This is a genomic window from Brevundimonas sp., assembly GCF_046295075.1.
Lineage (GTDB): Bacteria > Pseudomonadota > Alphaproteobacteria > Caulobacterales > Caulobacteraceae > Brevundimonas.
This window is the reverse complement of sequence record NZ_JBKBOC010000005.1, coordinates 131,950-144,708: the sequence shown is the minus strand read 5'-3', so window position 1 is coordinate 144,708 and position 12,759 is coordinate 131,950. Positions and strand designations below refer to the sequence as shown.

Annotated in this window: 12 protein-coding genes; 11 read left to right on the top strand and 1 reads right to left on the bottom strand. The window is 66.8% G+C overall.

All coding sequences use genetic code 11. The annotated features are described in order from the left end of the window. Window positions 1-2 precede the first annotated feature (2 nt). Window positions 3-1,808, top strand: coding sequence for an aminopeptidase P family protein (locus ACK4MH_RS06395; protein WP_409716281.1), 1,806 nt, complete (start codon window positions 3-5; stop codon window positions 1,806-1,808). Here the strand turns inward: ACK4MH_RS06395 and ACK4MH_RS06390 are convergent. Further along, the gene (locus ACK4MH_RS06390) at window positions 1,805-3,562 is read right to left on the bottom strand and encodes a patatin-like phospholipase family protein (protein WP_409716278.1); all 1,758 of its coding nucleotides are present in this window, start codon (window positions 3,560-3,562) and stop codon (window positions 1,805-1,807) included. The genes ACK4MH_RS06395 and ACK4MH_RS06390 overlap by 4 nt on opposite strands. Before the next feature lie 849 nt (window positions 3,563-4,411). On the opposite strand from ACK4MH_RS06390, the gene serS reads away from it, so the two are divergent. The 10 genes from serS (at window position 4,412) to ACK4MH_RS06340 (ending at window position 12,729) form a co-directional block, all read left to right on the top strand. Next, window positions 4,412-5,830, top strand: a complete 1,419-nt coding sequence (serS, locus tag ACK4MH_RS06385) for a serine--tRNA ligase (protein WP_409716276.1) — start codon at window positions 4,412-4,414, stop codon at window positions 5,828-5,830. Between the two features lie 2 nt (window positions 5,831-5,832). After that, window positions 5,833-6,225, top strand: coding sequence for a hypothetical protein (locus ACK4MH_RS06380; RefSeq protein WP_199060474.1), 393 nt, complete (start codon window positions 5,833-5,835; stop codon window positions 6,223-6,225). A gap of 2 nt (window positions 6,226-6,227) precedes the next feature. Beyond that, on the top strand, window positions 6,228-7,022 hold the full coding sequence (gene surE, locus ACK4MH_RS06375; RefSeq protein WP_409716274.1) for a 5'/3'-nucleotidase SurE: 795 nt from the start codon (window positions 6,228-6,230) through the stop codon (window positions 7,020-7,022). Continuing rightward, entirely contained in the window at window positions 7,019-7,663 is a 645-nt protein-coding gene (locus ACK4MH_RS06370; protein ID WP_135195460.1) for a protein-L-isoaspartate(D-aspartate) O-methyltransferase, read from the top strand. Before surE ends, ACK4MH_RS06370 begins: the two co-directional genes overlap by 4 nt. Window positions 7,664-7,670: 7 nt before the next feature. After that, window positions 7,671-8,099: an OmpA family protein gene (locus ACK4MH_RS06365; protein ID WP_409716361.1), complete on the top strand. Its 429-nt coding sequence runs from the start codon at window positions 7,671-7,673 to the stop codon at window positions 8,097-8,099. 111 nt (window positions 8,100-8,210) lie between these two features. Continuing rightward, window positions 8,211-9,323: a peptidoglycan DD-metalloendopeptidase family protein gene (locus ACK4MH_RS06360; RefSeq protein ID WP_409716272.1), complete on the top strand. Its 1,113-nt coding sequence runs from the start codon at window positions 8,211-8,213 to the stop codon at window positions 9,321-9,323. Window positions 9,324-9,427: 104 nt separating this feature from the next. Beyond that, window positions 9,428-9,745: a preprotein translocase subunit YajC gene (gene yajC, locus ACK4MH_RS06355; protein ID WP_135195462.1), complete on the top strand. Its 318-nt coding sequence runs from the start codon at window positions 9,428-9,430 to the stop codon at window positions 9,743-9,745. Between the two features lie 34 nt (window positions 9,746-9,779). Next, window positions 9,780-11,372, top strand: coding sequence for a protein translocase subunit SecD (gene secD, locus ACK4MH_RS06350; RefSeq protein ID WP_409716269.1), 1,593 nt, complete (start codon window positions 9,780-9,782; stop codon window positions 11,370-11,372). Then, window positions 11,372-12,361: a protein translocase subunit SecF gene (secF, locus tag ACK4MH_RS06345; RefSeq protein WP_409716267.1), complete on the top strand. Its 990-nt coding sequence runs from the start codon at window positions 11,372-11,374 to the stop codon at window positions 12,359-12,361. The genes secD and secF overlap by 1 nt, the downstream gene beginning before the upstream one ends. 86 nt (window positions 12,362-12,447) lie before the next feature. Then, a complete protein-coding gene (locus tag ACK4MH_RS06340) occupies window positions 12,448-12,729 on the top strand; it encodes a hypothetical protein (protein ID WP_409716265.1) in 282 nt (93 codons plus the stop codon). Window positions 12,730-12,759 lie beyond the last annotated feature (30 nt).

The window sequence follows — 12,759 nt, the reverse complement described above, 5'->3', positions numbered from 1 at the left end:
TCATGCGCCAGACCTTCGACGAAACGACCGATCCGTCCTTCGGGGCCAAGCACCTGCCGCTGCTGCGCGCCGAGATGGGCAAGCAGGGGCTGGACGGCTTTCTGATCCCGCACGAAGACGAGCATCAGAACGAGTATCTGCCTGATGCGAACGAGCGGCTGGCCTGGGCGACCGGCTTCACCGGTTCAGCCGGGGCGGCGGTGGTGTTCCAGGACCGGGCCAGCATGTTCACCGACGGCCGCTATACGGTTCAGGTGAAGGCACAGACCGATCCGGCCCTGTTCGAGCGGCGCGATCTGACGGAGGTCGCCGCCTATCTGGAGACGGCGGCGAAGGGGGCTGTGATCGGTTATGATCCGCGTCTGCATAGCCCCGACGCCCTGGTCGCCTTCAAGGCGGCGGCGCAGAAGGCGGGGGCGACGCTGAAGGCCGTGGACGCCAATCCGCTGGACTTGGCCTGGGGCGCGGATCGCCCGGCCCAGCCGACGGCGCCGGTCGTGCCGCATGAAGATGTCTATTCGGGCGAGAGCCATGCGGCGAAGCGGGCGCGGATCGGCAGGGCTGTGGCCGAGGCCGGCGCCGACGCCGTGGTGCTGACGGCGCCGATGTCGATCGCCTGGCTGTTCAATGTGCGCGGCGGAGACGTGATCCGTTCGCCCCTCCCGATCGGTCAGGCCATACTGGCGGCGGACGGCAAGGCGCGGCTGTTCCTGGATCCGGCCAAGGTGACGAACGCGCTGCCGGGCTGGCTGGGCGACGACGTGCGGATCGAGGCGACCGAGCAGTTGGCGGACGCCCTGGACGGGCTGTCGGGTCAGAAGGTCATGATCGATCCGTCGCTGTCCTCGGCCTGGTATTTCGACCGGCTGGAGAGCGCCGGGGCGACGGTGGTGCGGGCGTTGGACCCCTGCGCCATTCCCCGCGCAGCCAAGAATGCGGTCGAGATCGAAGGCAGCAGACAGGCGCACATCCGCGACGGCGCAGCGCTGAGCCGCTTCCTGCACTGGGTCGATACGGTGGTGCAGGAGACCCTGCCGAACGAGCGTGAGGTGGTCGAGGCGCTGGAGCGGTTCCGCGAGGAGACCGGCGCGCTGAAGGACCTGAGTTTCGACACCATCGCCGGGGCCGGGTCCAACGGGGCGTTGCCGCATTACAAGCCGGTCGGCGCGACGATCCGCAATGTCGAGAAAGGCTCGCTGTTGCTGGTGGACGGCGGCGGTCAGTATCTGGACGGCACGACCGACGTGACGCGCACCATGGCCATCGGCGAACCGACCGAGGACCAGCGGCACAAGTTCACCCTGGTGCTGAAGGCGCACATCGCCATGGCGACGATCCGATTCCCGGCAGGGACCAGCGGCATGGCGCTGGACGCCATCGCCCGGGCGCCGATGTGGGTGGCGGGGCTGGATTACGATCACGGCACGGGCCACGGCGTCGGCTCCTATCTGGGGGTCCACGAGGGGCCGCAGCGGATCGCCAAATGGGGCACGGCCCAGCCGCTGATGGAGGGGATGATCCTGTCCAACGAGCCCGGCTATTACCGCGAGGGCCATTGGGGCATCCGCATCGAGACCCTGCAGGTGGTGACGCCGGCCGTGGTTCCCGAGGGGGGAGAACGGCCGATGCACGGGTTTGAACAGCTGACGTTCGCGCCCATCGACCGCAAGCTGATCGACGTCGGGATGCTGACGCCGGACGAGCGGGCCTATGTCGACGCCTATCACGCCGAGACCCTGGCCAAGGTCGGGCCGTTGGTGGACGGCGAGGTGCGGGCCTGGCTGGAACGGGCGTGCGCGCCGCTTTAAACCTTCGCCTCTGCTGACGGTTTGGGTTTTTCGGTCGGACAGTGGCGTATCTGGGTGACGGGGCAGGGCAGGTCGGCAAGCGCCGCCTTTGTCGCCTCGTACCCTGTGGCGACGGGACCGTCGTAGGTCTTCCAGTCGCGGATGTCGGTGCTGTCGAGCCGGGGCAGGATCAGCACATCGGCGTCGGCGCGCGACTGCTTCATCTCGCTGTCGGTGGTGATGGTGGCCGACCGCATCAGGATCGAGACGATGGGCGGGCCGGCCTTCCAGGCGCCCGACAGGATCCATTTCCACCAGGACGGCGGATTCTCCAGCGCCTGGGGATCGACGCCGCGCGTCTGGGACATGTCCACGCCGATTATGGGGCCGCTGTTCAACTGGCGCATCACGCTGGTGGGGAAGTTCTTCAGCACGGCGCCGTCCACCAGCACCTGATCGTCGATGACGACGGGCGGCAGGACGCCGGGAATGGCGATGGAGGCGCGCATGGCGCGGCGCATCAGGCCGGTGCGGTGCGCCTCGATCCGGCCCGAGGTCAGGTTGGACGAGACGGCGAAGAAGGGCAGGGCGAGGTCCGCCAGGTCTATGTCGCCATAGGCCCGCTCAAGCAGGCCGGCGACCTTGCGGGCGCGCGACATGGCGATGATCGGCACCGCCAGGTCCGACAGTGGATCGGAATCGACGAAAGCGCGGCGGATTTCGAAGTCCAGGCGTTCGGAACTCCAGCCCAGGGCGGGCCCGGCGGCGACGACCGCGCCCATGGACGATCCGCCGGCGAAGTCGATGGGGACCTTTGCCTCTTCCAGCGCCTTGATCGCGCCGATGTGGCAATAGGCGCGCGCCCCGCCGCCCGACAGGACCAGGCCGACGGCCGTGCCGGTGACGACGCGGGCGATCCTCTCGGCGTCACTGGCCACCCCCTCGACGCAGTGGAACCAGCGGTCGGGCTGAAGCGCGTCCAGCCAGATGCGTGTGTTGGCGGGTTGGTGCATGCGCGGATCGCGCAGCAGGATCAGATCGGTCAGCCGCCGCCCGTCGCCGAAGCCCATGCGGCGCGGCAGGGCGGCGGGCGGCGCCAGAAGGCCGCTGCCCACGATGAACATCCGGTCCACCTGGCGGGCGCAAAGATTGGCCCAGGCGGGCTGATCCTGTTCGGCGACATAGAGGACGTAGTCGTGGTCCCCCTCGACGCGGCTGAACCATTCGGCGGCCGAGGTCAGGGCCGACTGGTCGATGACCTGGCAGGTGAAGCCCATGGCCTGGATGGCGGCGCCGATCCGTTCGACGAAGGCGCGGATCGGGCGGGGACGGGCCGAGACGAAGCCGAAGACGCTGGGCTCCGATGCGCCGGCGGTGCGCTCTCGGGCGCGGTGGATCATCAGGCGCGACAGCTCAACCATCAGGTCCGGCTCGGTGCGGGCGGCCTCGAAGAAGGCCTCGCGCGGCAGGGCCAGGATCTCGCTGTCCCTCAGGGCGACGACGGTGGCGGTGTGGGGGGTGCCGGCCAGCATGGCCATTTCGCCCACGGGCTCGCCCGTCTTGACCACGCCCAGCATGTGCGGCGGCTGATCCGCGTCCAGCCGGAAGACCCCGAGACGGCCCGAGCGGACCAGATACAGGGTGTCGGAGGGATCGCCTTCCGAGAACAGCGGCTCGCCGCCGGTCAGGGCGAACCAACTGGCCCGGTCGATCATCCGACCTTCGAAAATGCGCGCGAGCGATGCCGCCAGCGTGTCGGGACGAAGCGTGGCCATGATGGGGTTGTAGGCGAGATTCTGTGGCGGGTGAACGGGTGTTTGGGCGTGCGAGTGCGGCCTCGCGCAATCGCAGCGAAGTTGGTGGAGGGCTGGGCGGAGCGCCGGGCCTTCGCCCGGAGTTGGTTTGTGTTGTTACCGTTTCGACGAAGGGTATGACGCTCCGCGCGGTTGGTTGGCCTGCAAGCTTGGGGCGTCGAGCGGTGGCGGTCTTATCGCCTAACCCCATAAGCCTGCGACGGGTCGGCGGAGTCTGCGAACCCCGTCCCGAGTGCGATCGAGTATCCCCCTCGACCCTCCGACACCGCTCCATGAGTCGATGTCAGCGCGAGCCGTTTCAGACCCGCTCCCGTTCCATCCGCTCCCGCCGCCGCAAGGTCGCAGGCCAAGCGAGCCCTCCGGGCGACGGGACGGGTGTAGAATACGCGCGTTTCGGAGGGGGGATGGGAGACGGGGACATAATTCGGCAAGCGATTGGATTCGCTGCGAATGGACCAGCGTCATTGTGATGGTTGGGGTGCGATTCACGCCTCTCTACACCCGTCATCCTCGGCCTTGTGCCGAGGACCCACCCGTCCGCCGCATGATCATGGAGCGGGGCGCACGAACCGTTGTGCGCCTTCTTTTCACGTTCGAGTTCGCCTGACCGTGGGTCCTCGGCACAAGGCCGAGGATGACGGACATTAAAAAAGAGGCGAGACGCCTGTGGGACTTCAAAAACCCCTCCACCACGCTGCGCGCGGTCCTCCTCCCCACGCTGTGGGGAGGAGACGACGGCTTGCGCGTTGCCCGTAACCGCGTGGGCGGGTAGAGCGTTCGGCTTCTCCCGCCCAGCCGAAGTTTCAGACCATGCACGACATCAGAGCCATTCGCGAGAACCCCCAGGTTTACGTGGCGGGCTGGTCGTCGCGCGGGGTGGACGAGCCGGACGGGCTGGTGGCGGACATCCTGCGGCTGGACGGCGAACTGCGTCACGCCCAGACGACGGGGCAGGACGCCCTGGCCAAGCGCAATGCGGCGTCCAAGCTGATCGGCGCTGCCATTGGGCGTAAGGACATGGCCGAGGCCGACCGGCTGAAGGCCGAGGTCGAGGCGCTGAAGGGCGACATCGCGGCGGCGGCCGAGGTCGAGGCGCGCGTGGGCAAGGAGCTGCGCGACCTGCTGGCGGGGTTGAAGAACCTGGCGGCCGAGGACGTGCCGGACGGCGAGGACGAGGCCGGCAATGTCGAGGTCTCGCGCTGGGGCACGCCCCGCGAAGGCGGCCCGGCCAAGGATCACGCCGACCTGGGCGAGGCCCTGGGGATGCTGGACTTCGAGGCGGCGGCGAAGATGTCGGGCGCGCGGTTCGCGGTGCTGAAGGGACAGCTGGCGCGGCTGGAACGGGCCGTGGGCCAGTTCATGCTGGATCTGCAGACGGATCAGCACGGCTATCTTGAAGTGAACCCGCCGCTGCTGGTGCGTGACGAGGCGATGTTCGGAACAGGGCAGTTGCCGAAGTTCGAGGAGGATTTGTTCAGCGCCGGAAGCGTGAAGCTTGATCGCTTGAGGATGCAGTTAGGCGAGGCGCTAGTTCTCGCTCAAGAAAATGGAAGTCATGCGTCCGATTCACTGGCGGCTGAATTCTTCGAATTCGAGCATGACTTTAAAACTGACCGCCGTTTCCTCATCCCCACCGCCGAAGTCTCCCTGACCAACCTCGTGCGCGAGACCATCCTGTCTGAGGACGAACTCGCCACGCCGATGCGGATGACGGCGCTGACGCCCTGTTTCCGGGCCGAGGCCGGGTCGGCGGGGCGGGATACGCGCGGGCTGATCCGCCAGCACCAGTTCTCCAAGGTCGAGATGGTGTCGATCGCGCGGCCGGAAGACTCCGACGCCGAGCACGAGCGGATGACGGCCTGCGCCGAGGCGGTGCTGAAGGCGCTGGAGCTGCCGTTCCGGCGGATGCTGCTGTGCAAGGGCGACATGGGCTTCTCGGCCCAGAAGACCTTCGACCTGGAGGTCTGGCTGCCCAGCCAGGGGACCTATCGCGAGATCAGCAGCTGCTCGAACTGCGGCGACTTCCAGGCCCGGCGGATGGAGGCGCGGTTCAAGCGGGCCGGCGAGAAGAAGACCGAGTTCGTGCATACGCTGAACGGGTCGGGGCTGGCGGTCGGTCGCACCCTGGTCGCGATCATGGAGAACTATCAGCAGGACGACGGGCGGATCGCCGTGCCGGCCGTCCTGCAGCCCTATATGGGCGGTCTGACCCAAGTCGGAGGAGTTTGATCATGAAGACGCTGAGCCTGATCGTCGTCGCAGCAGCCGCAGCCCTGTCGGCCTGCGCCTCGACCACGACCCTGACCAATCCCAACCTGGATACGAACGCTTCGGAGTTCACAGGCTGGGTGCGGGTGGCGAATGGAGAATTCCAGCTTTATCAGGCGCAGCGCGATCTGCGCATGCCGCCGTCCGCCCTTCGGTGCGTCAGCGGCGCGCTGCCGTTCAATCAGCAGAACGCGGCGCAAGACCTGGGAGGCTCCAAAGTGGTCTTCACAGGCCGGGCCGTGCCCTGGAGCGAAAGTGACGGCGTTCAGACCATGCGTCATGAGGGCGCACGGATCACCAACCAGTGCCGTGGCGACTATGTCATCAAGGCCCAGTCGGTCCGGGTGCTGCGCTAGGGATGCGGATTCTGCTGACGAACGACGACGGCATTGAGGCCGAGGGCCTGGCGTGTCTTGAGCGGATCGCGCGCACCTTGAGCGACGACGTGTGGGTGTGTGCGCCTGCGGTCGAGCAATCGGGCAAGGGGCGGGGGATCACCCTGACCGAGCCGCTGCGGGTGCTGAACCTGGGTGAGAAGCGCTTCGCCGTGACGGGGACGCCGACCGACTGCGTCGTGCTGGCGGTCAACGACCTGATGCCGGACAAGCCGGACCTGGTGCTGTCGGGCGTGAACCGGGGGCACAATATCGGCGAGGACGTCAGCTATTCCGGCACGGTGGCGGGCGCGTTGCAGGGGATGGCGTTCGGCATCCGCTCCATCGCCCTGAGCCAGAGCCTGGAGCGGTTCCACGACGAGGTCGTGGCGCACTGGGAGACGGCCGAGGCGTTCGCGCCGGCCATCATCAGCCGCCTGCTGGACCAGAAATGGGCGAACGGCGTGGTGATGAACCTGAACTTCCCCAACCGGCCGCCCGAAGCGGTCGAACAGGTCGAGGTGACCACCCAGGGCTTCCGCAACGTGGGCGAGATGCATGCGGTGCGGCGCGTCGATCTGCGCGGGCGCGACTATTACTGGATGAGTTTCCGCGGCGAGAAGCAGGAGCATGCCGAGGGCACGGACCTGCGCGCCATCGAGGAAGGGCGGATCTCGGTCACGCCCCTGCATATCGATCTGACGCATATGACCAGTGTGCATGACCTGAAGAAGGTGCTGGGCGGCGCGCCGCCTAAAACTGTGGTGACGGCTGCATGAATCTGCACGACGACCGGGCCGGGCGGCTTATCCTGTCGCTGAGGCAGCAGGGGGTCACGGACCCGCGCGTGCTGAAGGCGATGGAGAGCATCGACCGCGCGGTCTTCGTGCACGAGAAGTTCCTGGATCAGGCGTGGGAGGATCAGGCCTTGCCGATCGACTGCGCCCAAACGATCAGCCAGCCCTATATCGTCGGCCTGATGACCCAGGCGCTGGAGGTGCAGGCGCGCCACCGGGTGCTGGAGATCGGCACCGGCAGCGGATACCAGTGCGCGGTGCTGAGCCGGCTGGCGCGCTATGTCTATTCGGTGGAGCGGTATCGCAGCCTGCTGGTCGAGGCCGAGGCGAAACTGCGCACGCTTCAGATCGACAACGTCATTACCCGACACGGCGACGGCGGGCTGGGCTGGGCCGAACAGGCGCCGTTCGACCGGATCATGGTTACGGCCGCGTCGCCGACCGAGCCGACCGAACTGCTGAAACAGCTGAAGCCGAACGGGGTGCTGGTCGCGCCGGTGGGGCGGACGTCGGTGCAGATGCTGCACCGCTACGTCGGCCAGGGCGATGGGTCCTTCCACCGTGAGAGCCTGACGGAAGTCCGGTTCGTGCCGTTGGTCGAGGGGACGGCGAAGGAGGGGTGACTTGTTTGTGAGGCTCTTCCGGGCGAACGTCACTGAAATGAAATGGCCGCTAGCCTTCCTTGCATTATCAAGCATCGCCTTGTCGTCTCCGGCGATGGCGCACCAGTTCCTGGACTATTTTCCCTATGGAAAGGTCGATCTCTCGCCCAAGGGATACCAAACGGCCAGGGAGGTGGCTGGCTACGTCCAGCGTTATGGGCCTGACAGCTATCGCGTGGTGATCGCTGCTCATATGGACACAGCGGAGGGGCAGGAGTTCAGCGACGAGCTTTCCGCGAGACGCGCTCAGTCTATGGCCACTGAGCTCGTAGGGCTCGGTTTAGACCCCGCTAGAATTGAGATGAGACCTTACGGAACGCGGGCCCTTGCCAAGCCAACGGACGTCAATGTGCAGGAGCAGTTGAACCGACGCCTAAGTGTGGATGTGAATTTCTAAAGCTGCAGTCATTAACCTTCGCGCCCCAATTCCGCGATGATTGCGGGGTTGGCTTATGGGGCGCGAGCGGGCACACCGGGCGGGTGAGTTTAACCATGTGAGGAGCAGCCGGTGGCGGTGATTTCGGGCTGGATGAGAGCGGTTTTGGTGGCGGGGGCGTCGCTGAGCACGGCGGCCTGCATCAGCTATCCGTCCGAGCCGCGCTATTCGACGCATGCGAACCCGGCGCCGACCCAAGGCCAAGGATCGGGGCAGGGCGCCTATCCGCAGCCGGCCTATCCGAACGCACCGCAAGGCCAGCCCAATCAACCGGCGCCCTATGAATCGCCGCCGCCTGCGACGGCGCCCATCGGTCAGGTGGAGGGCGGGGCCTTGCCGCCGACCGTCAGCGTGGGGCCGAGCCAGCCGGCCTATCAGCCGCCGACCGCTCAGCCGCCCGCCTATACGCCGGCCCCCTATCCGTCGTCGTCGGCGCCGGTTCGTCCGGGCGCGGCCTATGTGATCCAGCCGGGCGACACGATCTCGGGCGTCGGTCGGCGGTTCCAGACGCCGGTGCAGACGCTGATCGACCTGAACGGCCTGGGGCCGCGCGGGGCCATCACGACGGGCCAGCGAATCATCCTGCCGGAAGCGGCGGTGGACACCGGCAACGATCCCTATGCGACGGGGCCCTCTCCCGTCGGGGTGCTGGTGCCGAACAATGGCGTGATCCCGCCGCCGCCGCCGCCGCCTTCGGGCAATGCGGCCCTGCCGGTGCAGACGCGCCCCGTGACGCAGCCCTTTAACTCAGGCGCCGCACAGGCGCCTGCCGCCCAAGGGCCTGTCGCCGCCGGACAGCCGAACCTGCTGTGGCCCGTGCGGGGCGACATCGTGCGGCGGTTCGGCCCTGTCGGGATGGGGGAGCGCAACAATGGCGTGAACATCGGCGCATCTGCGGGGGCGGCGGTCAGCGCCTCGGCCGCCGGGCGCGTGGCCTATGTCGGCGACGATCTGGTGGGGCAGGGGCTGACGGTTCTGATCGTCCACGCCAACGGCTGGCGCACGGTCTATGGCCATCTGGGCTCGGCCACGGTGAAGGACGGCGACGACGTGCGGGCGGGTCAGCAGATCGGCACCGTAGGCCTGACGGCCGGCGACGGGCGCCCCTCGATCCACTTCGAGACCCGCCAGATGCGCGGCGACGACCCCGTGGCGGTCGATCCGCTGACGGTATTGCCGCGCTGATCGATTTAGTCGCGTTGCAATCCGCGAGGCGCGGCCCTAGGTTCCGCGCCTCGTTTTAATGGGGCGCCGACGAGGGCTGCCCCTTCTATGTTCGGAGACTACCCATGGGCGGAGCGGCTGACGGCGGCTTGATGGCGCAACTGATCGGCTTCGCGCCCATCATCGGCATCTTCATCCTGTTTTACTTCCTGCTGATCCGTCCGCAGCAGAAGCGCGCCAAGGAACATGCGACCGCCATCGGCGCGGTCAAGCGCGGCGACACCGTCGTCCTGGGCAGCGGCATGATCGGCAAGGTCACTCGCGTCGAAGAGGCCGAGGTCAATGTCGAGATCGCGCCCAGCGTCAACGTGCGCGTGGTCAAGTCCATGATCGCCGAGGTGCGCAACCGCACCGCCATCGCCGCCAACGATTCCAAGGCCTGATACGCTCGCGTATCGCTGAACCGAGACCGCCCTCATGATTCAGCTGTCGCGCTGGAAAGTCATACTCGTCGTCGCTGCGGCCGTCTTCGGTTGCCTGTTCGCATTCCCGAACGTGCTGTCGGATGCCCAACGCGAGGCGCTGCCGGGCTTCGTGCCCAAGAACAAGCTGAACCTGGGGCTGGACCTTCAGGGCGGGTCGTATTTGCTGCTGGAAGTCGATGTGCCGGCGATGCGCGAGAAGCGCATCACCAACCTGATCGAAGACGTTCGGGTCACGCTGAACGGCGCAGGCATCGCCACCAACGGCTTCCAGCGTGAAGCCGGCGGCGTGGTCGTCACCCTGGCCAATCCGGCCCAGAACGATGCGGCGTTTACGGCGCTGCAGCAGCTGGCCGGTCAGGCCGGCGCGGGCGGGCAGGTCGAGCGTGCAGCCACGCGCCTGGGCGACAACCGCATCCGCTTCGCCTACACCGACGCCGCGCTGAACGGCATGGGCGCGACGGCCGTGGATCAGTCGATCGAGGTGGTGCGCCGCCGGATCGACAGCCTGGGCACGCGCGAACCCTCCATCACCCGCCAGGGCGCAGACCGCATCGTGGTCCAGGCGCCGGGCGAGAGCGATCCGACCAAGCTGGAAGAAGTCATCGGCCAGACGGCCCAGCTGACGTTCCAGATGGTGGATGTCGAAAACTCGGTCACCGAGGCCGTCGCCGGACGTGTGCCGCCGGATTCCGAACTGCTGGTCGGCGAGGACGGCACGCCGTACCTGGTCAAGAAGCGCGTCCTGGTGTCGGGCGAAAACCTGACCCGTGCAGGCGTCGGTTCGGACCAGAGCGGCCGCCCGGCCATCGATTTCCGCTTCGATGGGGCAGGCGCACGCCGGTTCGGCGAAGCGACTGTTTCCAACATTGGCAGACCCTTTGCCATCATTCTGGACGGCAAGGTTATCTCGGCGCCGACGATCCAGGTGCCGATCACCAACGGGTCGGGTCAGATCACCGGCACCTTCTCCATTCAGGAAGCGGCGACCCTGGTGAACCTGCTGAACGGCGGGGCCCTGCCGGCGCCGCTGAACGTCGAGGAACGCCGGACCGTGACGGCCGAGCTGGGCGCCGATGCGGTGCAGGCCGGCGCCCTGTCGACGGCTGTGGGCTTCGGCATCATCGTGCTGTTCATGATCCTGGCCTACGGCTTCCTGTTCGGGGGCGTGTCCGTGGTCGGACTGGTGCTGAACGGCGTGCTGATCGTGGCGGCCATGTCGCTGACCCAGGCCACTCTGACTTTGCCGGGCATCGCGGGTCTGATCCTGACCTTCGCTGTGGCCGTGGACGCCAATGTGCTGATCTATGAGCGGATGCGTGACGAGGCCCGGTCGGGCCGCAGCGTGATCGCCAGTATGGACGCCGGGTTCAACAAGGCCTGGGGCACGATCCTGGACGCCAACGTCACCACCCTGGTGGCGGCGGGGATCATGTTCATCTTCGGCGCCGGCCCGGTGCGCGGCTTCGCCTGGACGCTGAGCATCGGCGTCTTCACCTCGGTGTTCTCGTCGGTTCTGGTGGCCCAGGTGCTGCTGGCCTACTGGCTCAAGACCGCCAAGCCCAAAAAACTGCCGATCGCGGAGTGATGGCGATGCGTGGATGGCCCTTCATCAAACTGCTGCCGCAGAAGACGAACTTTCATTTCGTCAAATACGCCCGAGCCGCGGGCGTGCTGTCGGTGGTTCTGTGCGTCGCCTCGATCATCGCCTGCTTCTATCCGGGCCTGAACATGGGCATCGACTTCCGGGGCGGCGCCTCGATGGAGGTGTCCAAGCCGGCCGGTCAGGTGATCGAACTGGACCGCGTGCGCGAGGCCGTGAACGGCCTGAACCTGGGCGACGTCCAGGTGCAGGGCATCGCACGGCGCGACACCAATGCGGATGACGGCTCGACCGCCATCCTGCGCTTCCAAGTGCCGGAAGGCCGCGACCAGACCCAGGTGGTCAATCAGGTCGAGAGCACGATCAGCCAGACCGTTGGCGCGGTCCAGTATTCGGGCGTCAGCGTCGTGGGCTCCAAGGTGTCGGGTGAACTGTTCACCTCGGGCCTGCTGGCGCTCGCCGTCGCGATCGGCCTGATGTTCCTCTACATCTGGTTCCGGTTCGAGCCGCAGTTCGGCTTCGGCGCCGTGATCGGGCTGCTGCACGACGTGATCCTGACGTTCGGGCTGATCGTGCTGTTCAAGCTGGAGTTCAGCCTGAACATGGTCGCCGCGATCCTGACCGTCATCGGCTATTCGATGAACGACACCGTGGTGGTGTTCGACCGTCTTCGCGAGAACCTGCGCAAATACAAGACCATGCCGCTGCGAGAGGTCATCGACCTGTCGCTGAACGAGACCTTGTCGCGGACCATCATCACCGGCGTTACCGCCGTCATGGTGCTGGCGGCTCTGGCCGTTTTCGGCGGCGAGGCCCTGTTCGGCTTCTCCATCGCCCTGATGTTCGGCATCATCATCGGCACCTATTCGTCGATCTATGTCGGCGCGCCGATCATCCTGCTGTGGGGCGTCAAGCGCGGCACGCTGGCTGACGACGCCAAGCCGATCAAGCTGGGCATGGCCAGCCGGCCGTAGGTCGGGCGCTATCGAAGCAAATCAGGCCGCCCTTGCATCGCTTGGGCGGCCTTTTCCTTGGGCGTCGTCCATGCAAGGCTAGGCTTATGAAAGCTCTCGCCATCACCGTCACCGCCATCGCCATCGCCCTGACCGGCGCCCTGTCCGCCTGCACCGACAGCAAGCGCGCGCGTAATGACGCCACCTGGGGCGACAAGCCGGCGGACATCACCTGCTGGACCTATGGGGTAGAGAACTTCAAGGGGCGGTCGACCAGCAAGGTCGAATACGACGACGGCGGCCGGATCTCGTTCGTGGACGCGGCGAACAATCGCTACACGACCATCGATGGCGATTGCCGGGTCGTCTATACGCAGCCGAGCACCTGAAGGCCGCGTACAACGGAGGGCGGAGGCCGA